This window comes from Anaerostipes sp. AF04-45 (assembly GCF_003461725.1).
Taxonomy (GTDB): Bacteria; Bacillota; Clostridia; order Lachnospirales; family Lachnospiraceae; genus Anaerostipes; species Anaerostipes caccae.
Map to the genome: position 1 here is coordinate 118,869 of NZ_QTXQ01000008.1, position 20,591 is coordinate 139,459.

The 20,591-nt window shown below is 45.5% G+C and carries 22 protein-coding genes; 4 read left to right on the forward strand and 18 right to left on the reverse strand.

The window, feature by feature from the left end; all coding sequences use genetic code 11:
- Positions 1 to 103: 103 nt before the first annotated feature.
- Complete coding sequence (gene mgtE, locus DWV34_RS12885; protein WP_118476423.1) at positions 104 to 1,435, forward strand: magnesium transporter; 1,332 nt, start codon at positions 104 to 106, stop codon at positions 1,433 to 1,435.
- A gap of 89 nt (positions 1,436 to 1,524) precedes the next feature.
- Here the strand turns inward: mgtE and DWV34_RS12890 are convergent, their stop codons facing one another.
- The 10 genes from DWV34_RS12890 to DWV34_RS12935 form a co-directional block, all read right to left on the reverse strand.
- Complete coding sequence (locus DWV34_RS12890; protein ID WP_118476460.1) at positions 1,525 to 2,328, reverse strand: alpha/beta fold hydrolase; 804 nt, start codon at positions 2,326 to 2,328, stop codon at positions 1,525 to 1,527.
- A gap of 21 nt (positions 2,329 to 2,349) precedes the next feature.
- Positions 2,350 to 3,111 (reverse strand): N-acetylmuramoyl-L-alanine amidase, encoded by a 762-nt coding sequence (locus DWV34_RS12895; protein ID WP_006568818.1) that lies wholly within the window; start codon positions 3,109 to 3,111, stop codon positions 2,350 to 2,352.
- A 71-nt stretch (positions 3,112 to 3,182) separates the two neighbouring features.
- Positions 3,183 to 4,019 (reverse strand): DUF6179 domain-containing protein, encoded by an 837-nt coding sequence (locus tag DWV34_RS12900; RefSeq protein ID WP_227032429.1) that lies wholly within the window; start codon positions 4,017 to 4,019, stop codon positions 3,183 to 3,185.
- A gap of 35 nt (positions 4,020 to 4,054) precedes the next feature.
- Entirely contained in the window at positions 4,055 to 4,597 is a 543-nt protein-coding gene (locus tag DWV34_RS12905; protein ID WP_006568816.1) for a DUF6323 family protein, read from the reverse strand.
- A gap of 148 nt (positions 4,598 to 4,745) precedes the next feature.
- Entirely contained in the window at positions 4,746 to 5,108 is a 363-nt protein-coding gene (locus DWV34_RS12910; RefSeq protein ID WP_009288785.1) for a hypothetical protein, read from the reverse strand.
- A 1-nt stretch (position 5,109) separates the two neighbouring features.
- Complete coding sequence (locus DWV34_RS12915; RefSeq protein WP_009288786.1) at positions 5,110 to 5,529, reverse strand: HEPN domain-containing protein; 420 nt, start codon at positions 5,527 to 5,529, stop codon at positions 5,110 to 5,112.
- Positions 5,526 to 5,888 (reverse strand): nucleotidyltransferase domain-containing protein, encoded by a 363-nt coding sequence (locus DWV34_RS12920; protein ID WP_006568813.1) that lies wholly within the window; start codon positions 5,886 to 5,888, stop codon positions 5,526 to 5,528. Before DWV34_RS12920 ends, DWV34_RS12915 begins: the two co-directional genes overlap by 4 nt.
- Positions 5,888 to 7,276, reverse strand: coding sequence for an MATE family efflux transporter (locus tag DWV34_RS12925; protein ID WP_009288787.1), 1,389 nt, complete (start codon positions 7,274 to 7,276; stop codon positions 5,888 to 5,890). The genes DWV34_RS12920 and DWV34_RS12925 overlap by 1 nt, the downstream gene beginning before the upstream one ends.
- Before the next feature lie 10 nt (positions 7,277 to 7,286).
- Positions 7,287 to 8,453, reverse strand: a complete 1,167-nt coding sequence (locus tag DWV34_RS12930; RefSeq protein WP_006568811.1) for a cation diffusion facilitator family transporter — start codon at positions 8,451 to 8,453, stop codon at positions 7,287 to 7,289.
- A gap of 38 nt (positions 8,454 to 8,491) precedes the next feature.
- Entirely contained in the window at positions 8,492 to 9,385 is an 894-nt protein-coding gene (locus DWV34_RS12935) for a LysR family transcriptional regulator (protein ID WP_009288789.1), read from the reverse strand.
- A 106-nt stretch (positions 9,386 to 9,491) separates the two neighbouring features.
- Here DWV34_RS12935 and DWV34_RS12940 point away from each other — a divergent pair, with 106 nt between their 5' ends.
- Positions 9,492 to 10,070 (forward strand): chromate transporter, encoded by a 579-nt coding sequence (locus tag DWV34_RS12940; protein ID WP_009288790.1) that lies wholly within the window; start codon positions 9,492 to 9,494, stop codon positions 10,068 to 10,070.
- Positions 10,061 to 10,618, forward strand: a complete 558-nt coding sequence (locus tag DWV34_RS12945) for a chromate transporter (RefSeq protein ID WP_009288791.1) — start codon at positions 10,061 to 10,063, stop codon at positions 10,616 to 10,618. Before DWV34_RS12940 ends, DWV34_RS12945 begins: the two co-directional genes overlap by 10 nt.
- A gap of 133 nt (positions 10,619 to 10,751) precedes the next feature.
- Here DWV34_RS12945 and DWV34_RS12950 read toward each other — a convergent pair whose 3' ends face one another.
- Genes DWV34_RS12950 through DWV34_RS12965 form a run of 4 tightly spaced genes read right to left on the reverse strand, consistent with a single transcriptional unit; the run spans position 10,752 to position 14,223 of the window.
- Positions 10,752 to 11,996 carry a 3-isopropylmalate dehydratase large subunit gene (locus tag DWV34_RS12950; protein WP_022260864.1) on the reverse strand — a complete coding sequence of 415 codons (1,245 nt, stop codon included), beginning with the start codon at positions 11,994 to 11,996 and terminating at the stop codon, positions 10,752 to 10,754.
- 1 nt (position 11,997) lies between these two features.
- Complete coding sequence (locus DWV34_RS12955) at positions 11,998 to 12,489, reverse strand: LeuD/DmdB family oxidoreductase small subunit (RefSeq protein WP_009288793.1); 492 nt, start codon at positions 12,487 to 12,489, stop codon at positions 11,998 to 12,000.
- Positions 12,490 to 12,501: 12 nt separating this feature from the next.
- Complete coding sequence (locus DWV34_RS12960) at positions 12,502 to 13,743, reverse strand: 3-isopropylmalate dehydratase large subunit (RefSeq protein WP_009288794.1); 1,242 nt, start codon at positions 13,741 to 13,743, stop codon at positions 12,502 to 12,504.
- 3 nt (positions 13,744 to 13,746) lie between these two features.
- Positions 13,747 to 14,223: a 3-isopropylmalate dehydratase small subunit gene (locus tag DWV34_RS12965; protein WP_006568803.1), complete on the reverse strand. Its 477-nt coding sequence runs from the start codon at positions 14,221 to 14,223 to the stop codon at positions 13,747 to 13,749.
- 90 nt (positions 14,224 to 14,313) lie between these two features.
- Here DWV34_RS12965 and DWV34_RS12970 point away from each other — a divergent pair, with 90 nt between their 5' ends.
- A complete protein-coding gene (locus DWV34_RS12970; protein ID WP_118476427.1) occupies positions 14,314 to 15,024 on the forward strand; it encodes a lysoplasmalogenase family protein in 711 nt (236 codons plus the stop codon).
- Here DWV34_RS12970 and DWV34_RS12975 read toward each other — a convergent pair.
- The 4 genes from DWV34_RS12975 to feoB all read right to left on the reverse strand — a co-directional run bounded on the left by DWV34_RS12975 (position 14,981) and on the right by feoB (position 20,582).
- Positions 14,981 to 16,468, reverse strand: a complete 1,488-nt coding sequence (locus tag DWV34_RS12975) for a TrkH family potassium uptake protein (RefSeq protein WP_006568800.1) — start codon at positions 16,466 to 16,468, stop codon at positions 14,981 to 14,983. The genes DWV34_RS12970 and DWV34_RS12975 overlap by 44 nt on opposite strands.
- Before the next feature lie 16 nt (positions 16,469 to 16,484).
- A complete protein-coding gene (trkA, locus tag DWV34_RS12980) occupies positions 16,485 to 17,852 on the reverse strand; it encodes a Trk system potassium transporter TrkA (RefSeq protein ID WP_006568799.1) in 1,368 nt (455 codons plus the stop codon).
- A gap of 107 nt (positions 17,853 to 17,959) precedes the next feature.
- On the reverse strand, positions 17,960 to 18,370 hold the full coding sequence (locus tag DWV34_RS12985; RefSeq protein ID WP_009288796.1) for an extracellular solute-binding protein: 411 nt from the start codon (positions 18,368 to 18,370) through the stop codon (positions 17,960 to 17,962).
- A gap of 73 nt (positions 18,371 to 18,443) precedes the next feature.
- The gene (gene feoB, locus DWV34_RS12990; RefSeq protein ID WP_009288797.1) at positions 18,444 to 20,582 is read right to left on the reverse strand and encodes a ferrous iron transport protein B; all 2,139 of its coding nucleotides are present in this window, start codon (positions 20,580 to 20,582) and stop codon (positions 18,444 to 18,446) included.
- Between the last annotated feature and the right edge of the window lie 9 nt (positions 20,583 to 20,591).

Sequence of the window (20,591 nt, forward strand, 5' to 3'; positions counted from 1 at the left end):
GAATGAAAATTCCAAACCTCCCGCGTACTTTTTCTTAAATACAGGGAGAGGGTTTTTGTTCATGTTTTAATCTTCAGAATTTCATATAAAAGGAGAAAGAAACATGAGAGAAGAAAATATCAGAGCTCTGCTCATGAGGCGGGAATATCCTGCCTTAAAAGTTGTGCTTAATTCTATGAACAACGTAGATTTAGCATCATTATTAGAAAATTTTACAGAAAAAGAATATACGATCCTGTTCCGTCTGATCCAAAAGGAGAAGGCGGCAGAAGTATTCACGGAGATGTCATCTCCCATGCAGGAAACTTTGATCAATGCGTTTACCCGCTCTGAGATCAAAGAACTGTTTGATGATATGTACATGGATGATACGGTGGATATCATCGAAGAAATGCCTGCTAATGTAGTAGAACAGATTTTGGACGTGACTGACAGAGAAACACGGCAGATCATCAACCTTCTCTTAAAATATCCGGAAGACAGTGCGGGAAGCATCATGACAGTGGAATATGTGGACCTGAAAAAAAACATGACTGTCGAACAGGCACTGAAAAAGATTAAACGGGTTGGCATTGACCAGGAGACCATTTATACATGCTACGTGATCGAACAGAAACGGCTTCTTGGGATCGTGACGGCCAAGAGCCTTTTGCTTAATGAAAGCAATGTTCTCATAAAGGACATTATGGAGACAAATCTAATCTACGTGAATACCCATGAGGACAAAGAAAATGTCAGCAAACTGTTCCATAAATACGGCCTTCTGGCAATCCCTGTGGTAGACTTTGAACACTGCATGGTAGGCATCGTGACTTTCGATGATGCCATGGAAGTCTGGCAGGATGAGGTGGAAGAGGACATGTCCATCATGGCGGCTATGCAGCCCAATGAGGAATCCTATTTCGGCACATCTGTCATCAGCCATGCTAAACACAGAATCTTATGGCTGCTTTTCCTCATGCTGTCCGCAACCATTACCGGAGCCATTATCACGAAATATGAGAATGCTTTTCAGACTCTTCCCCTGCTCGTATCCTTCATTCCAATGCTGATGGACACCGGAGGAAACTGTGGTTCCCAGAGTTCAACCCTGATCATCCGCGGAATTGCCGTCGATGAGATCCGGTTCCATGATCTTTTTAAAGTTGTATTTAAGGAATTCCGGGTGGCTGTTTTAGTTGGCTTTGTTCTGGCTGCAGTCAATGGACTGCGTATCATGCTCATATACCACAGCCTCAGAATGGCCGTGCTGATCGGGCTTTCCCTCATAGCCACGATCATCCTTGCCAAAATCGTAGGCTGCTGCCTGCCTCTTCTGGCAAAAAAGATCGGACTGGACCCGGCCATCATGGCGGCTCCCCTGATCACCACGCTGGTGGACACCTGCTCCATCCTGATCTATTTTAATATTGCAACCCATCTGTTTTCTCTCTGAACACAGAAACACAAACGGCTGCGGGACCATCCGATAAAAATGTGGTCCCGCAGCCGTTCTGATTTTTCTCTTCTTTTAATGCTTTTCATTTATGCTCTGACAGCATTGAAAAAGTATTTGTTAAATAACTCCAGCTGATCGTACACAATGCCGTGTCCGCTTTCGTCCATCTGGATCAGCTTGGAACCGCAGATTTCATCATGCTGTATCCGCACCAAATCATTTGACACCACAACATCCTTTTTACCGTGAATGATCCATGTCGGCACATGAACGGCCTGCAGGTCTTCTCTGCCGTCTTCATCTCTCAGAGAAACTGCGGCCCGGACCGTTCCGAGCCCGGAAGCGGAGAGTGCGATCTGTTCAAACCAATTTACCGCCGGTTCAGACTGAGGACTTGCAAACAGCTGCTCATGACTGAAATTATAACAGAGCTGCGGCCGGTCAGTTTCTGCCAGTTCGATCAGTTCATTGACATATTCTCTTGTCAGTCCATACGGGAAGTCTCTTCTTTTTGTCCATGATGGAGCTGCAGCTGCCAAAAGAATCAATTTTTTGACACCAAAACTTTTGAATTTCCTCATATATCGAAGGACAATGGCTCCTCCCATAGAAAATCCCACAAGCGTGAAGTTCTTCAGTTTCAGCCTTCTGATTACCTGGAAAATATCCTGAGACATCTGATCATAAGAATAGCCAAAAGCCGGAGTATCAGAATTTCCAAAGCCTCTCAGATCCAGTGTCACCACCCGGTAACCCTGCCTGCATAAAAGTTCCGTCTGATATTCATACATCAGGTGGGATAAAGGCCATCCGTGAATTAAAACGACAGTCTCCTCCCCAAATGGATTATAATCATAGACTGCAATCTTTATTCCATCCGTTGATCTCACATAAAACAAATTATTTCCTCCTTATTTTTTGACCACCAGGGTATCATAGCCTCGCTGCTTCAGCTCATTTTCTAATTGGACTGCTTCATCAAGCGTTCTGAAGTCTCCAAGCTGTACGGCATAATATGGCTCCTCATACACGATATCTCCGTCAAAGCCCTGAGCAAGCGCTTCATTCAGCGCGTACTGCGCATTGGAGAAATTGCGGTACAGTCCGATCTGCACCCGGTAGGTACTGCCAAGCTCCTGTTGTCCTGATCCAATCGTGTCAACAATTCCGTCTGCAATGGCATTTGCAATGTCGTTAAATCTTGAATCGAAAAGCTCATTATCTTTTACCGTATTGATGAAGCCGGCCTCGATCAGTATTGCAGGGATATTCGTCCGTCTGAGAACCGCAAGTCCCGGCCGTTCCTTGACTCCCAGGTCAGTAAATCCAACCTCGCTTAATCTGCGGTTTACATTCCTGGCCATCTCGGCCTTGATACCACTGTCATTGTAAACGAGAGTCTCCACTCCGCTGTATGTGTTGGGAAGCGGGCTTGAATTTCTGTGTATAGAGACAAAGTAATCGGCCCCGCTCTCATTTCCGATCCTGGCCTTCTCAATCGGAGACTGATAGACATCGGTCTGTCTCGTATACTGTACCGGGACTCCCCTGTCTCTCAGCGCCTGACCCACTGCCAGAGTCAGTCTTAATGTATCGTCTTTTTCCCTTCTTCCATTAAACTGGGCACCATTGTCATAACCGCCGTGCCCGGCATCCAAAATTACGCCTGCCATAAAATTCCTCAAATCAACTTTCTTTTGCTAATATATGCAGACAGTCATAAAAAGTGTCCTGAAAAATACAATCAAACATAAAATAATGCATCCAGTGCGTCATATTTCATGGCATTATAAATCCGAACAGCGAATTCATTCCCCTCTCTCTGAAAATATTGTTTCCAGGGCTCCATTCCGGCCCTTTGTATGATAAGTCCAATCATTTCCTGTACTTTATCCCCTATTGTTTCTGCCGGGTCATCTGAAAAATATCTCCGTACCTCTTCTGTATCTGTTCTCGTCAAAGTTAAATCCGTAAGCTGTTTTTTTGAAATCAGACATCCGAGAGACTGGAGCAGGACCAGAGAACAAATATTTTCCATATAATCAACGTCCTGCTTTGCTTCCACATGCCTCAGGAGAGCTGTGATGATGCGGCTGTCGAAACATCTTAAAAGTCTCTGTTCTCTCTCTGCGTCACATAAATATTCATAAATAAGCCTTATCCCTCCTTTCTTCCCATACCTGTTCATCGTTGGATAATCCAGTGTCAGGATATGATCCTGAGGACAGAATCTGGCATCATAGCGCAGAAAAAACTGCGGCATGCCGCTGACCATGGTATCCCTGTAATTGACGCATCCATAATCTTCAAAGTCCATGGCCAGACGATCATAGACAGCCTTTGCCTCATATGTTTTTTCTATTACCTTTTCATACCCAATGCTGTAGGCCTCCTCCGCACGAAGGCCCCTTTTGGACCGCAGCGCTCCTCCGTAAGATTCTTCGCACAGGCCGATACAATATATAACTGCCTCCATCAGCATCTGTGCCGTTTCATAGGTGACAGAACTGCTCTCTTTTGACGTATACTTCTCTGTCAGACCGGCTGCCGCCGGAAGCAGCTCCTCTAATCGGTATTCCATAACACTTCTCCCTTCCCGGATGCGGACCAGTTCTGTCACTCCCAGAACATTTCCTTTAATATACTCAGATAGAGTCTGTCATCCCAGCGCTGTTCTTCGCTGAACTGTTCATACTCGCTGCCCCGGCTCTTTTGAACACCGTCATATCCCCCTCTCACAGCTCTGGAGTACCGTTCCAGACAGGTTCCTCTGAGATATTCCAGGTCCCCAAAACACACAGTCTCAAACTGTTCTCTCATAAATTCAAGAAGTTCATCGTCTGTGAGTCTGTCCATGGATTCATTTTTGAACTGATAAAAAATATCCTGAAGTTCCTTTAATATTTCAGCATAATGAGCCTGGTCTATAAATTGAGAATCACAAAACGTGTAGATCAGTTTATCTAAAATACCTTTCCCGAATTCCACTCTCTGATATTTTCTTAGACTTTCATTCCTCCCTGCGATCAATTCTCTCGCCTGTTCTTTTGACAGGCTCAGTCCAAATCTCCCATCTGTCTTCTCGCTGCATGCTTCAATGACTCTTAGTTCCTCTTCCTCTTTTTCCCTGATCAGCAATTCATAAAAATTCTCTTCCATAAAACGCCCCTTTCACTTGGAGACTCATTATACTGCCGCCGTATTAAGATCACAAGTCTTGAAAAATTCGTCATTTTATGGTAATATAGAGTTAGAAAAAAAGGAGCAGATATGTGTGTATCTGCTCCTTTTTGTTTTTTGATTTTAATTATTTATTCGTAACTTCTCCGCTCAGCTGCTGTGCAAACTCTTTCTGCGGTGCTTCATAAAAGAAAACCATCTCTTTTTGATCTTCTTCCTCAATCACAATCTTGTTGTCTTCCTCCAGTTTCAGGCTGCGGATCTGACTCCGTTTCAGCCGCTTAACCTCTTTTATCTCCGGCTCCGGACTTCCCTTTGAATATCCGATCTGTTCAATCAGAAGTTCCTCCTCCGTCAGTGTCAGAACATAATCATTGGACAGCCGGTCCCCGGAAGGATCAGACAGCAGATAAGAGACCGCATTAGAAATGGCATTTGCGATCACCTGTTTGTTTGAAACCTCTTGATAGACTTTTAATACAATCGGCATATTATTCACCTCCCGTCAATTTTAAATTTTTTATTGGAATCTCTTTCAGTTTTAAAATAGTATCGTACATAATTTCCTTACATTTATCAAATTCTTCTTTTGTCACTGTATAAAAATCGTCGCCCGGATACCTGGCATCATAATAAAAGTCTGTTAAATAGGCCAGTCCCACTGTATCCAAATTTAAATTCGGCTTCCACTGATTCATTCTGACTGCAATCTTTTTCATATTATGCTTTCTTAATAAGTCCGAAACATCTTCATCTAAAAAACACAATTCCAGGTAGCCTTTCAGAAATTTTTCTGTCACTTGCTGACACTGTACTGCAAGCTGGTTATAGAAAGTACTCCCCACAGCGAGGATAGATTCCAGATACTCCAAGTCATTTTTTGCAATGTCCAGGTAGTTATTTTTAATCATTTTATCACCTCCAGTATTAACTTTTTATCTCTGTTCAATATTCTCTTAAAAATAGTATTTTCCTTTATAGATTCTTTGTTAGCATAGACGACATCCGTGGATATACCGGATATCTCATCATCTAAGGTCCATCTGATATCCGCTGCCAATGCCCTGTCTTCCAATTTTTGTTCTGTAAATATGAGAAGGTCTATATCACTTCCATTTCGGATATTTCCCCGCGCACAGCTGCCAAATAAATACACTCCTTTTAAACCGGGAATATCAGCTTTTACCAAATAGTCAAGATCCGATTCTATTTTATTAATAAAACGTTTGGGCAAATGCTCATAATTTTCCCGATAAATCTTTATCATCATTATATACTCTCCCCCGTCTCTTTACAATCCTTCTCCCGCTCCACAATTCCTTTTTCCTTCCACTTGCCGCTTCGGTATCTCAAGGTTCCGATCGTAAATGCCGCAGCCCATCCGATCGGGACAGACCACCAGATTCCGGACGCTCCCAGAAAATAAGCCAGGATATAAGCAAATACTACCCTGCATCCGAAATTGCAGAGGGTACCCGCCATAAATACACCCACATCTCCTGCTCCGCGGAGAACCGCATTTACCACGTTCATAAGTCCCATCAGTGCATAAAACACAGATACAACCCTTAAATAATCCACACCGATGGCAATAACTTCTGCATTGACCGCTTCATCCACAAACTGAGCAACCAGCACATCACCTTTAAAAAACAGAATTCCCGTAATGACAACTGCGATGCCTGCTGCCATATGTCTGCCCGCTCTCAGCCCTTCTCTGATCCGCTCCGGTTTTTTCGCCCCGATATTCTGCGCCGTAAACGTGGACACTGCATTTCCCACGTTTACCATCGGCATGATTGCAATCGAGTCGATCTTCGTAGCCGCCGTATATCCTGCGAGCACCACAGATCCGAAACTGTTGACGAGGCTTTGTACAAACACCATGCCAAACGAAACGATCGACTGCTGCACCATAGACGGCACTGCAATCCGTCCCATCTGGAAAAGAAGCTTTCGGTCAAATAAAACCGGCTTTGTTTCTGTCTCGATCTTTTTAAGGCGGAACAGCAGATTGATAAACGAAATGACTGCCGCCAGCCCCTGCGCGATCAGAGTTGCCCATGCGACCCCGGTCACTCCCATTTGAAGCCGGATCACAAAATACAAATCCAGAACAATATTCAAGATCGAGGAGCCTGCCAGAAAATAAAGAGGAATTTTTGACGCGCCAAGTGCATTATAAACCGCGTTTAAAGTATTATACATAAATAAGAACACGAGACCAAACATATAGATTCTCAGATAATCTGCGGCATCCCGGTAAATATCCGCCGGTGTCCTCATCAGTACGAGGATTCCTCCCGTCCCCGCCGCACTTATGATCATTAAAATCAGTCCTAAGACAAATGTAGAAATTAAGGCCGTATAGATCGCCGTCATCATCCGGTCCTGATCCTTTGCCCCAAACAGCTGGGAAATGACAACAGAATAACCGATGCTGGAACCGGTCGCCACTGCTACAAATAAAAAAACAATGGCCGTCGATGCTCCAACGGCGGCAAGTGCCTGTGCACCGACGAATCTTCCCACTACCATAGAATCAATAATGTTATAAAGCTGCTGAAATAAATTGCCCAGCACAATGGGAACCGCAAAGAAAAATAACTTCTTTGCGGGATTTCCTACACTCATGTCATTGGTCAGCTGTTCCTTCATCTTTCACTGTTCAGATATAACTCCGGTCCACTTTGATCACTGCAAAGTAATTTTCCCGGTGTCTTCTGATCTCCTTTCTGATATAAGTCGTAATATCCCCCACTTCCTGGTCACATTCATAGGGCACGACCAGGTCAAAGATCAAGTTGTTGTGCGTTTTTCCCTCTACCATTCTGAAATCATGGATGGACAGTTCGGGCCCGCATTCTTTTACGATCTTTTCCACCATCATTCTTGCCTCGTTGGTCTCCTCATCATCCGTGACAACCGGGTCCATATGAATAGTGGCATCACAGTTAAACTTATGCATCAGATGATATTCAATGTTGTCAATCACGTCATGTGCCTCCAGAATATCAACATTATAGGGCACCTCGGCGTGAAGCGAGATCATCCGCCGGCCCGGGCCGTAGTCATGTACAATAATATCATGCACCCCTACGATCAGCTCATTGTCTAAAACCTCATTTTGTATATCCTCCACCAGTTCCACATCGGGAGCGGTTCCAAGCAGAGGCGAGAGGGTATCCTTTGCAGCTCCAAATCCGGCCCACATAACAAATCCGGCTACTAAAATACCTACATATCCGTCCACGTTGATCCCGGCGAACTTAAAGATCAGCATTCCGCCCAGGACTGCCGTTGTAGCGATGCAGTCGCTTAAACTGTCTGTGGCCGTGGCCTTCATGGCCTCTGAGTCAATCAGGTTTCCGACCTTTTTATTGAAAGCCGACATCCAGAATTTCACCAGTATGGATACGATAAGAATCCCTATGGACACAGGACGGAACACAATGTCTTCCGGACGGAAGATTTTATCAGCAGAAGATTTTAACAGTTCAAATCCCATTAACAGTATAGCCAGAGAAACCAGAAGTCCTGAAATATATTCGATTCTTCCATGTCCGAACGGGTGATTTTTGTCCGCCGGACGCCCTGCCATTCGGAAACCAACCAGTGTGATAATAGAAGAAGCCGCGTCAGAAAGGTTGTTGAAGGCATCTGCGGTAATGGAAATGGCCCCTGTAAGAATCCCCGCGGTCAGTTTCCCTGCAAAGAGAAGGATATTGCAGAATATACCCACCGCCCCTCCCATTGTGCCATAGGCCTGACGGACTTTATGGTTTTTTAAATCATCCTTATTTTTAATAAATGCCGATATCAATAATTCTGTCATAATTTTTCATCCCCTTGTGTCAAATATTTTCCATTGTATCACAAATCACTTATATTTTCATTTCTCTCAAGCAATATACTGATAAATTCTTTCATGGGCCCTGTGCGGTACTTATCCTTATGGACAACGATATGATTCTCGTTCTTAAGCTCTATGCCCCTGATTTCTATTTTCTTTAATTTCCCTTTTGAGACTTCCTCTGCCGCAAGGCGTTCCGGCAGCACGGTGATTCCAAGGCCTTCCTCTGCCGCCCGGATCAAAACCTGAGAGTTTACACTGGTCCAAAAAGGCTCGGCCTTCAGATCATGCAAAAGCAGGACGCTGTCCAGCACATCCCTGGTCGCACTTCCCTTTTCACGAAGCAGAAGCGGCTGTTCCAGAAGTCTTTCAAGTTCAATATCCTTAACATCTGCCCATGGATGGCCCGGAGAACAAAAAGCATACAGACAAAACGAAGAAAAGGCTGTGCTGTCCAGTGTACTGTCTGAGACAGCACCCTCGATCAGTGCCAGATCAATCTCATTCTTATGGAGCATGGAAAGGACATCCGAAGCCTTGCATACCTGAACGCTGACCGGCGTCCCGGGATATGAATCTTTAAATCGTTTCATAGCCCCGGGCAGCCAGAAGCTTGATATGGTGATGCTGGCCCCGACACGGAGTACGGCCTGTTTCTCCAGATCGTAGACTCCTTTTTCCAGATCCTCATACAGCTCCAGGATGCGGACTGTCTTTTTTAATAATAACTTCCCCGTCTGGTTTAAAAAGACTTTCTTTGATATACGGTCAAACAGCACAGTGCCAAGTTCTTCTTCCAGTTCATGGATTACATGGGATACTGCCGGCTGGGTCATATAGAGCTTCTTCGCAGCCCCGGTGACACTTCCTTCCTCGCATACTGTTTTAAAAATATATAAACGCCTTATGGTCATAACTTTCCCTCCTATCATTACTATTTTAACATGATATCTATAAAATAATATAATTTTCTTTATATATAAAAAAAACGTATACTGTTAAAAAAGGGGGAAATCCGTAATGAATAAAGATATACTAAAACAATATGCCTGGCTGTTCCGGGTCAATTTGATCGTCAGTGCTTTTACTTTTGGCGGCGGCTACGTGGTCGTTCCCATGTTAAAAAAACATTTTGTGACAAACCGTCATGTTTTATCTGAGGAAGAGCTTTTTGATATCGCAGCGATTGCCCAGTCTTCTCCGGGAGCCATTGCAATTAATCTTTCGGCTCTCACAGGATACCGGATAGCCAAATTAAAGGGAGCCGTCATAAGCTGTATCGCGGCCATCCTGCCGCCGCTGATCCTGCTCTCCATCATTTCCGCTGGATATCAGTCTTTCAGGAGCAGTCATATCGTATCCGCCGTTCTCCTTGGCATGCAGGCAGGAGCCGCGGCACTGATCGTCGACTATATCACTGATATGTGCCGCATGATTTTGAAAAAGAAATCTCTTTTTCTTACCCTCATGGTTCCTGCTGCTTTTTTATCCAACCTCGCCTTCCACATCAATGCCATGCTGATTTTAATCTTATGTTCCGTCCTCTGCCTGTTGAAAGTATGGCTCCATGAAAAAAGGAGGTGCCAGACATGCTCTTAAATCTTGTTCGTTTATTCAGCACCTTCTTTAAAATCGGTCTGTTCAGCATCGGCGGAGGCTATGCGATCCTCCCGATGATCAAAGAACAGGTCGTACTTGCAAAACATTGGCTCACCGGTCAGGAATTTACCGATATCATTACGATCTCACAGATGACGCCCGGCCCTATCGCAGTCAACACTTCCTCCTTCGTGGGAATCCGGGTAGCCGGAATCCCCGGGGCAGTTGTGGCGACTGTGGGATGTGTGATCTGCGGATTTACCATCTCCATCCTTCTATACCGGTTTTTCCAGAAAAAAAGTGATTCATCCTATATGTCCGCTGTGCTGGACGGCCTGAAAGCTTCTTCCTTAGGGCTTGTCCTTTCGGCTGCTTTTTCCATCCTGCTGCTTACCCTGTTTGGCACGGATGAACATGTCGTCCTCTCATCTTTCCAGCTGCCTGCGGCCATTCTGCTCGTAGCCGCTGTGCTTCTGCTTAGGAAGTTTAAAAAACCTCCTGTATTTGTAATTGTGTTTACGGGGATTGTCGGACTGCTTATCTATTGATCTTTTTTACAAAAGAGCTCCTGCAAAGCCAGAATTTTGTATTCCTTCTGTCTTTGCAGGAGCTATAATATTATTACCCAATGAATCTATGAATTTTATCTGTAAATAAAGCTTACGTTTCTGTGAGCTTTATCTACTCAGCCGCCATGATCTTCCCAGCCACAGCAGACGCCGCCGCCGTTTTTGGTGACCCAAGATAGATCTCGACCTTGGACGTCCCCATTCTTCCAAGAAAATTCCTGTTATTCGTAGCCAAGATCTTCTCCCCGTCGGTGAGGATTCCTCCGGCTCTTCCGCAGCAGAGTCCGCATCCCGGCTGGGTGATAATGGCTCCTGCCTTGGCAAGAATTTTAAGATACCCGGCTTTCGATGCCTCCATATAAATCTTCCTGCTGGCAGGGGTCACGATCAGCTTTACAAAATCAGCAACCTTTCTCCCATCGAGGATTTCTGCCGCTGCTTTCAGATCTTCCAGTCTTCCATTGGTACAGGAACCGATGAATACCTGGTCAAGTTCAGTACCTTCGACCTCAGATACCGGTTTGATCTTATCCACCTGAGATGGACATGCGACCACCGGAACCAGATCTTCTGCCTTATAGACAACCGTTCTGCAATACTCTGCATCCTCATCTCCATAAATCCAATCCACGTCGGAAAGCTCAACTTCGGAATACTCTGCTGTCTTCTCATCCGGCGCAAATAAGGCCGCCTTTGCCCCTGCCTCGATGGCCATATTGGAAATCGTCATCCGGGAAGCCACACTCATCTCTTCCACTGTACTTCCGGAAAACTCCAGCGCCTTGTAAGTAGCCCCGTCGGCTCCCAGATCACCGATCAGCCTTAAAATAATGTCTTTGGAAGATACATTGTCCGGAAGTTTGCCATTGATGACAACCTTGATTGTTTCCGGTACTCTGACCCACATTTCTCCGGTTCCTAAAATTGATGCCATTTCTGTGTACCCAATGCCTGACGAAAAGCAGCCAACGCATCCGTAAGTGGTCGTATGTGAGTCGGTTCCAAATACGATGTCTCCCGGTTTGGCATATCCGCACTCTGTCATGAGCTGATGACAGATCCCATCGCTTCGGTGAATGTTTTTCAATCCGTATTTCTTTACAAACGCATCACCGATCTTAAAATGCCGGATATCTTCCACCGCACTGGCCGGAACCAGATGATCATAAATCAAGACTACTTTGTCCGGGTCCCACAGCTTTGTAAATCCCATCTCCTCAAATTTTTCTGCCACAAACGGAATAAAAATATCATGGATCATTACCCGGTCTACATTGACAGTCACGATCTGACCTGGAGAAACCGACTCCGCCCCTGTGTTTCTTTTAATTATCTTTTCGATGATCGTATTTCCCATGCTATTTCACCCCATTTCTTTTCTTCATTGCTTCCACCAGTCCTCCGGCTTCTATAATGTCCATCAGATTCTGAGGCAGCGGCTGGATCGGATACTCCCTGCTGTCATGCACAATAGACTCGCCCAGCGTTACATCAAGAGTATCTCCTTCTTTCACTTTCTCCTGGATCTGGTCATTTTCGATGAGCAGAAGTCCATTGTTAATAGAGTTCCGGAAGAAAATGCGGGCAAAAGATTTGGCAATGACACATTTTATTTTCAGGGCCTTGATGATCTCCGGCGCCTGCTCTCTGGAGGAACCGCAGCCAAAGTTTTTTCCGGCCACAATGATATCGCCTTCTTTTATCTGAGATGCCAGCTCCGGACGCAGCGGAGAAAATCCGTACTGCTTCATGTCTTCTACGGTCGGAAGCGCCAGATACTCTGTAGGAATGATGATATCCGTATCGATATCATCGCCCAGCACCCATACTTTTCCTGTAAATTTTTCCATATGTAAACTCCTTTATCTCTTCACGATTTTCCCTGCGATGGCAGACGCTGTGACGGTCGCCGCAGATCCCAGATAGACATAAGAATCCGGATGTCCCGCACGTCCTTTGAAATTTCTGGTACCGGTGGAGATCAAAACTTCCCCTTCACCGATCACGCCCTGACAGCTTCCCCAGCACACACTGCAGTTGCTGTTCATGACCATGGCTCCGGCTTCCACAAAGATGTCGATCAGTCCTTCGTCCAACGCCTGCACATAAACCTCATTGGAAGCAGGCGCGATCAGGAATCTGACGCCCTCATGAACCTTCTTTCCTTTCAGTATCTCAGCCGCCAGACGCAGCTCATCGATCCGCCCGTTGTTGCAGGAACCTAAGAATGCCTCGTCTATTTTAACGTCTCCGGCTTCTTCCACCGGCACCACATCATCAATTAAATGTGGTCTCGCAACCACCGGCTCTATCTCATCCAGATTAATATGGTATACCTTTTCAAAACGGGCGTCCTCATCGCTCACAAACAGGTTTTCTGCCTTACGGCCCCTGGACTCTACATATTCCACAACCTTTTCGTCAGGCTCCACGATTCCGGTTTTAGCTCCTGCCTCCACCGCAAGGTTACACAATACCAGACGTTCATTGATACTTAATTTGTGTGCCCCTTCTCCTGCAAATTCCATGATCTTATAGTTGCATCCGTTGGCTCCCACCATGCCGATGATGGAAAGGATCAGATCTCTGGCATAGACGCCCTCTCTTAATTTTCCAGTCAGCTCAAAGCGGATCGTCTCAGGCACCATGACCCAGGAAGTCCCCGTGACCATGCCGTATAAAAAGTCTGTGCATCCGATTCCTGTTCCGAAGGCGCCAAGGGCACCGTATGTACAGGTATGGGAATCTGCTCCCATGATCAGCTCTCCAGGACATACATAATCCTCCACCATAATCTGGTGGCAGACTCCCTTTCCTTCATAAAAGGCGATGTCATGTTCTCTGGCAAAGTTCCTCATTTTCCTGTGGGCCTCCGCAGTTTTTGGATTCTCTGCAGGGATATTGTGGTCAATGATGAAAACCAGTTTGTCCTTATCCGCAATTTTAGGATGTTTTAAATCATTGTGATACATATCGATCGTCAGATGTGTCGTTCCGTCATTACTCATCAGGCGGTCCAGTTCCACTGTATGGATCTCTCCCGCTTTCACTTCCGGCACCCTGGCCGCTCTGGCTATAATCTTTTCTCCGATTGTCATTCCCATAGCCTACACCTCGCCTTCATTCAAAAAGTTGATCAATCCGCCGTGGTCCAAAATGTTCTGCATGTAAGGCGGAAGTTTTGTACAGGGCAGAGTCTCATCCTCTGTTTTAATGAATCCTTCGGTCAAATCCAGTTCGATCTCATCCATCTGATTCACTTTATCATACAGATCCGGGCTTATAACAACCGGCAGTCCGATGTTGATGGCGTTGCGGTAAAAGATCCTGGCAAAGGATTTTGCAACGATGGCTTTTACTCCCAGGGCCTTTAACACACTCGGCGCCTGTTCTCTGGAGGAACCGCAGCCAAAATTCTCCCCGGCCACAACGATGTCGCCTTCCTGCACCTTCTTTGAAAAATCCGGATCGATAGACTCAAAGGCATATACTTTCATTTCCTCAATATTCGGCAGCAGCAAATACTGGGATGCTATAATCTGGTCCGTATCCACATCATTGTGGAACTTAAATACTCGACTCATAATCAACCTCCTTGTATAAATTCTCATTTTAATAAGAATACTATAAAACAGGCAAAAAATCCATGGCGTTTTCAGAAAGGAAGGTGCAAAATGAAAAAAACAGACCCCGCAGGGTCCGCTGTACTTCTTTTAGTTTTAACAGAATGTATTCTTTATGTTTTCTTTTTGATGCTGGATCTCACATCTTCCTCAGCCCTTTTAAGCACCATTCTGAAATACTGTTCCATCCTGCTGTGCTTCTTCTTCGGTTTCATCTTCGGCAAAACAAAGGACCGCATACTGGTAATATGCGCCCTGGGGCTGACCGCCGCTGCGGATGCATTTCTCCTGGTCCTTGACACAAATTATACGGCCGGTGTCCTGTGTTTCTGCGGAGTCCAGATGCTGTACTACTGCCGTCTCCTCCGTGCCGGAGGCTTTGCCTTTCTTTCGTTTCTGCCCATTCGTTTTCTTCTCACAGGATGTATGTTTGTATTTTTAGGAATTCTCCACATATGGAATCTTCTCACGGCAGCCGGAGTCTTTTACTTCACCCAGTTACTCTTTAATGCGGCAGAAAGCCTTGCCCTACGCCACATAAGTCTTCCATACAGATTGTTTAGCGCAGGACTCATATTATTTCTCTGCTGTGATCTCTGCGTAGGGCTTTCCAATCTTCCCTCTGCGGCTCCCTTTTCTGTACCGGAACCGGTTTTATCCTTTGCACAGAACGGAATGTGGCTCTTTTATCTGCCGTCCCAGGTTCTGATCACACTTTCTATACTCCCGGACTATTCTTCCTGTACTTCGGAATCTTCTTAAACACCTTGGTATCTCTCCATGTAATGGGACTTATGAGTACCAGCATCGGGAACAGCTCAAGCCTTCCTGCCAGCATATCAAACATCAGAACCACTTTTGAAAAATCAGAGAACATTCCGAAATTGCTGGTTGGTCCCACCAGCTCCAGTCCCGGTCCGATATTGTTCAGAGTCGCCGCGACCGCAGTAAAATCTGTGATCAGGTCAAATCCGTCCAAAGCGATCAGAAGTGTGGAAAATGCCAGGATCATCATATAGGTGATCAAGAAAATATTAATAGAACGTATCACCTCATGCTCGACTACATGCTGGTTGAATTTAATTTTCCGGATACTTCTCGGGTGTATGTAAAAATACATTTCTTTTTTAACCGTCTTCAGCATCAGGATCACCCTGGAGACTTTGATCCCTCCCCCGGTGCTTCCGGCACAGGCTCCAATGAACATCAGCATAACCAGAATCACCTTGGAAAATTCCGGCCAGACATTAAAGTCCACGGAGGAATATCCGGTAGTCGTAATAATGGAACCTACCTGAAAGGAGGCATGGCGGAATGCAGATTCCAGGGTTGGAAACAGATCCCTGATATTGTAGGTAATACACAGGACAGCAGCCGCAATGACAAACAGATAGTATTTCAATTCTTCAAACTTCCACGCGTCTTTAAACTTACGGATCAGAATAAAATAGTAAACATTAAAATTTATACCGAACAAAATCATAAAGACTGTCACCGTATATTGAATATAGGGAGAATAGTCGGCAAATCCGGAGTTAAGAATAGAAAAGCCTCCGGTACCGGCACTTCCGAAAGAGAGCAGCATGGAATCAAACAGAGGAAGTCCTCCAAACATAAGCAGAATAATCTCTATCAGCGTCATAAAACAATAGATTCCATAGAGGATCTTGGCGGTCTGCCTTACTTTCGGCACCAGCTTTCCCACGGACGGGCCAGGGCTCTCCGCTTTCATCAGGTGCAGATTTTGTCCTCCTCCCATGGGGAGGATTGCCAGAATAAATACGAGTACCCCCATACCCCCGATCCAGTGGCTGAAGCTTCTCCAGAACAGACTGCACTTTGCCAGTACTTCGACATCGGACAAAATACTGGCTCCCGTGGTGGTGAATCCGGAAATCATCTCAAACATTGCATCAGTAAAAGATGGGATATCTCCATTAAATACAAAAGGAAGACACCCGAAAAAACTCAGCAGAATCCAGCTCAATGCAACGGCCACAAATCCCTCTTTAGCATAGTACTGCATATTTTGGGGTTTCTTATGGCTCAGTAAAAATCCAACAAAGAAGCACAGGAGCATGACTGCAAAGAAAGGAATGCCTCTGGCTTCCCTGTAAATCAGGGCTACCATGCACGGCAGTGACAGAAAAGCCCCCTCAAACAGGATGACCAATCCTAATATGTATCGGATAACAGCGTAATTCATTTTCTTTTTTCTCCAATCATCTCGATTCTTTTTTCAGTATATCACTGATATCGTGCAGACCTGTCTTGGTGGTCACAACGATTACGGTGTCACCCACCCGGATCATATCCTGTCCTGTTGGAATTTTCACCGTTCCGTTCCGGTTAATACTGCAGATCAGGATCTGGTCCCTCAGCGGCAGTGTCTGGAGCGGAATACCGATGACCGGTGCATGTTCTTCAATATGAAACTCCAGGGCCTCTGCCTTTCCGTCCACAATCTTATACAAATTCTCTATATTGCTCCCGATAGAATTCTGTTTTGCCCTGACATACTGAACGATATACTGAGCCGTGATATATTCCGGATAAATAAGGCTTCCCAGGTCAAGGCCGTCGATAATATGATTATAACTGACACGTTTCACCTTTGTAATCAGCTTCGCAGGTGTCTGCCCTTTTACAAAGAGGGATAAAAACACATTCTCCTCGTCAAAGTTTGTCAGTGCCACAAAGGCATCTGTCTCCAGGAGTCCCTCTTCCAGCAGGACTTCCTGGTCACTTCCGTTTCCGTGGATGATAACCGCTTTGGGAAGCAGTACGCTCAGTTCCTCACACCGGTCAAAGTCCTTATCTATGATTTTTACTGATATGCCCATTTTGAGCAGCTTTTTGGAAAGATAATATGCTGTTTTGCTTCCTCCTACGATCATGACATTCCTGACAGGGTTCATCTGAACACCTATTTTCTGAAAAAAGCTGCTGGCACTCCCTGGAGAAGCCACAATCGAAATCCTGTCGTTTTCCTGTAAAACAAAATCCCCGGAAGGAATGAAAACGTCATTCTGCCGTTCCACAGCACAGACGAGAACCTCACCGCGCATTCTCTCGCCTATTTCTTTTATTCGCATCCCATTTAGAATGGAACTCGTTCTCAGGACAAATTTTAACAGCTCAACTTTCCCTTTTGCGAAGGAGTTGATCTCCATGGCCGTGGGAATCCTTAAAATTCTGGACATCTCAGAAGCGGCTGCAAGCTCCGGATTAATGATCATGGAAATCCCCATCTCTTCTTTTATAAAGTTGATCTCATCAAAATAAACCGGATTGCTGACTCTTGCGATGGTGGCACATTTTCCGGCTTTTTTAGCAATCAGGCAGCACAGCAGGTTTAATTCATCTGAATTTGTCACCGCAATTAAAAGATCGGCCTCTTCCACTCCGACTTCCGTTAAAACATTATAGCTTGCCCCGTTTCCCACAATTCCAAAGACATCATACATGTCTACCATAGACTGGACGACGTATGCCTTCGGATCTACAATGGATATATCATGATTCTCGCTGCTTAACTGTTCTACCAGAGAACGGCCGACTTTTCCGCAGCCTACGATAATGATGTTCATATTCCCCTCATCTTTCCCATACTTCTTTCTTTTTCGCTAAGATAACAGTATCGTAACAAGTATCAGCCAATGAAGCAACAAAGAAATAGCCTGTGAGACAAATATTTTTATTTTATTGGGACATATCCTGTTTTATCAATAATATACTGCCCTTGTTCAGACAGCATCCAGTCCACAAGTTTCTTTACATTCTTTTTCTTATTGCTCTTGAGTGTCACTGCATAAATATAGACATTCAAAGGATAAGTACCATTTCTTATGGTCTCTTTAGAGGGCTTGACCCCATTGACGGAAAGCATTTTAATGTTTGGATTTGCGATCATCTTCTTTAATTTTTCCGACCAGACTGTTAAAACAGCCAAAATAAAAGCTCCGGCAATCAGATAATCAAAGAAGCGGAAAAAGCTGTATGGTGCAGCTGCTATGCGAATCATAGAACCCAGGCACCATACAGCCCATCCCGCAAATCCCCAGACCACTGTCATGATCAGTTTGAATCCAATATCACTCTTCTTCATATTGCCTGCCCTCCTTCTGCATTGTCTTTTGTTTTCCTTGTTATCTTTATTGTAACATAGACAGGCATTTATTTTAACAGATCAGCTGTGACATCATCTTTACGAAAAAGCAGCACAGACAGCCGGCTATGGTGGGAAGCAGAAAAGCGGCAAGCGTCCATTTGAGGCTTCCTGTCTCCTTTTTAATGGTGAGGAGTGTCGTGGAACACGGCCAGTGCATCAGGGAAAACAGCATCATACACAGAGCCGTCGTCTGTGTCCAGCCATTATGTACCAGTAGCTGACGGATCGTCTCCACACTTCCGGTTTCTGTCAGCATCCCCTGGGACAAATATGCCATGATCATCACCGGCACGACAATTTCATTGGCCGGAAATCCAAGGATAAATGCAGCCAGGATCACTCCGTCCAGTCCGATCATCCTCGCGAACGGGTCCAGCATCTCTGTAAATCCGCAAAGCAGGGTTGTTCCCCCTATTGAAACATTGGCCAGAATCCAGATCAGCAGCCCTGCCGGTGCTGCCACAGCCGCCGCACGGCCCAGGACAAATAAAGTCCGGTCAAAAATTGATCTTACAATGACTTTCCCGATCTGCGGTCTGCGAAACGGCGGAAGTTCCAGTGTAAAAGATGCCGGCATCCCTTTCAGAACTGTTTTTGACAGCAATTTTGAAACTGCAAGGGTCATAAATACACCCATCAGAATCAGCAGCGTCAGCAGCACCGCCGAGCCGATGGAGGCGGGCAGTCCGTCTCCTGTCCCTACAAAAAACAGGGTAATCATAAGGATCAGAGTGGGAAATCTGCCGTTGCATGGTACAAATGAGTTTGTGAGGATCGCTATAAGCCTTTCCCTGGGCGAATCAATGATACGGCATCCGACGATCCCTGCGGCATTGCATCCAAAGCCCATGCACATAGTCAGTGCCTGTTTTCCGCATGTGCAGCATCTCTTAAAGGACCGGTCCAGATTATATGCGACTCTCGGAAGATAGCCGGCGTCTTCCAGAAGTGTAAACAGAGGAAAAAAAATCGCCATCGGCGGCAGCATGACGGAAACAACCCAGGCTAAAACCCGGTAAACTCCTGAGAACAGCATGCTGCAAAGCCATGCAGGCAGTCCCGCCTTAAGAAACAGCCCGGCAAGGCGGTCTTCCGCCCAAAACAGAGCCTTTGACAGCAGTTCTGAAGGGTAGTTAGCTCCAACGATCGTAACCCACAGCACTACGGCCAAAAGTCCGATCATCACCGGATATCCGGTTTTCCTGCTGGTCAGAATATCATCCAGCTTCCGGTCCCTTTTGATATAATCTTTTGTCCCGAATAAAACTGTATTGCCGCAGATGTCCTGAGCTGTTTTTACAAGCCCTGAGACAATCCTGTCTTCAAGCTCCTCTTTCCCCTCTTCTGAAAGAATCTGCTCTGCTTTTTTAACAGCCTGATTCACATCCGGATCTTCCCTGAGCCCGGTTCCCAGCTGCTGCTCCATTTCCATCAACAGGGCAGGATCTGATTCCAGAAGCATAAGCGCAGACCACCTGACAGGAAACTTATCCGATACCTTTTGATTCATCGCTGGTTCTAGACTTTTTAGTGCTTTCTCCAGATAAAAATCATACTCTGTTTTTAACGGCTTTTGATTCCACCGCCCGTCGGCAACGGCATCGACAGCCTGCATCAGTTCCGCAAGACCCTCTCCGCTTCTGGCAGCCGCTGCAACCACCGGTACTCCCAGTTTTTCTGAGATTGCCCGAACATCAATGGTAATCCCTTTCTTTTCTGCCTCATCCATCAGGTTTACACAGACGACTACCCGGTCTGTGATCTCCATAGTCTGGAGAACCAGGTTCAGATTTCTCTCCAGACAGCAGGCATCACATACGACAATGACCGCATCTGGTTTTTCAAAACAAATAAAATTCCTGGCTACTTCTTCTTCCGCAGAATGTGCCAGCAGGGAATAGGTCCCGGGTATATCGACCATAACATAGGAATTATTCTCTGTTCTGCAGTACCCCTGTGCATTTGCCACTGTCTTTCCCGGCCAGTTCCCTGTGTGCTGTCTCATTCCCGTCAAATTATTGAACACCGTACTTTTCCCTACATTGGGATTCCCCGCTATGGCAACAACTTTGTCCTTTGAATTCTGCTTTTTTACGTTCAGCCCCGAATCTACAGATTTCATTCCGGTGGAATGACTGGTCAGTCCCATCGCATTGTA

What these genes read in the sequence shown, in the direction of transcription:
- mgtE (WP_118476423.1), top strand. Translation starts at nt 104, where the DNA reads ATGAGAGAAGAAAATATCAGAGCTCTGCTCATGAGGCGGGAATATCCT.
- DWV34_RS12895 (WP_006568818.1), bottom strand. Translation starts at nt 3,111, where the DNA reads ATGGCAGGCGTAATTTTGGATGCCGGGCACGGCGGTTATGACAATGGT.
- DWV34_RS12900 (WP_227032429.1), bottom strand. Translation starts at nt 4,019, where the DNA reads ATGGAATACCGATTAGAGGAGCTGCTTCCGGCGGCAGCCGGTCTGACA.
- DWV34_RS12905 (WP_006568816.1), bottom strand. Translation starts at nt 4,597, where the DNA reads ATGGAAGAGAATTTTTATGAATTGCTGATCAGGGAAAAAGAGGAAGAG.
- DWV34_RS12910 (WP_009288785.1), bottom strand. Translation starts at nt 5,108, where the DNA reads ATGCCGATTGTATTAAAAGTCTATCAAGAGGTTTCAAACAAACAGGTG.
- DWV34_RS12915 (WP_009288786.1), bottom strand. Translation starts at nt 5,529, where the DNA reads ATGATTAAAAATAACTACCTGGACATTGCAAAAAATGACTTGGAGTAT.
- DWV34_RS12920 (WP_006568813.1), bottom strand. Translation starts at nt 5,888, where the DNA reads ATGATGATAAAGATTTATCGGGAAAATTATGAGCATTTGCCCAAACGT.
- DWV34_RS12925 (WP_009288787.1), bottom strand. Translation starts at nt 7,276, where the DNA reads ATGAAGGAACAGCTGACCAATGACATGAGTGTAGGAAATCCCGCAAAG.
- DWV34_RS12930 (WP_006568811.1), bottom strand. Translation starts at nt 8,453, where the DNA reads ATGACAGAATTATTGATATCGGCATTTATTAAAAATAAGGATGATTTA.
- DWV34_RS12935 (WP_009288789.1), bottom strand. Translation starts at nt 9,385, where the DNA reads ATGACCATAAGGCGTTTATATATTTTTAAAACAGTATGCGAGGAAGGA.
- DWV34_RS12940 (WP_009288790.1), top strand. Translation starts at nt 9,492, where the DNA reads ATGAATAAAGATATACTAAAACAATATGCCTGGCTGTTCCGGGTCAAT.
- DWV34_RS12945 (WP_009288791.1), top strand. Translation starts at nt 10,061, where the DNA reads ATGCTCTTAAATCTTGTTCGTTTATTCAGCACCTTCTTTAAAATCGGT.
- DWV34_RS12950 (WP_022260864.1), bottom strand. Translation starts at nt 11,996, where the DNA reads ATGGGAAATACGATCATCGAAAAGATAATTAAAAGAAACACAGGGGCG.
- DWV34_RS12955 (WP_009288793.1), bottom strand. Translation starts at nt 12,489, where the DNA reads ATGGAAAAATTTACAGGAAAAGTATGGGTGCTGGGCGATGATATCGAT.
- DWV34_RS12960 (WP_009288794.1), bottom strand. Translation starts at nt 13,743, where the DNA reads ATGGGAATGACAATCGGAGAAAAGATTATAGCCAGAGCGGCCAGGGTG.
- DWV34_RS12965 (WP_006568803.1), bottom strand. Translation starts at nt 14,223, where the DNA reads ATGAGTCGAGTATTTAAGTTCCACAATGATGTGGATACGGACCAGATT.
- DWV34_RS12970 (WP_118476427.1), top strand. Translation starts at nt 14,314, where the DNA reads ATGAAAAAAACAGACCCCGCAGGGTCCGCTGTACTTCTTTTAGTTTTA.
- DWV34_RS12975 (WP_006568800.1), bottom strand. Translation starts at nt 16,468, where the DNA reads ATGAATTACGCTGTTATCCGATACATATTAGGATTGGTCATCCTGTTT.
- trkA (WP_006568799.1), bottom strand. Translation starts at nt 17,852, where the DNA reads ATGAACATCATTATCGTAGGCTGCGGAAAAGTCGGCCGTTCTCTGGTA.
- DWV34_RS12985 (WP_009288796.1), bottom strand. Translation starts at nt 18,370, where the DNA reads ATGAAGAAGAGTGATATTGGATTCAAACTGATCATGACAGTGGTCTGG.
- feoB (WP_009288797.1), bottom strand. Translation starts at nt 20,582, where the DNA reads ATGGGACTGACCAGTCATTCCACCGGAATGAAATCTGTAGATTCGGGG.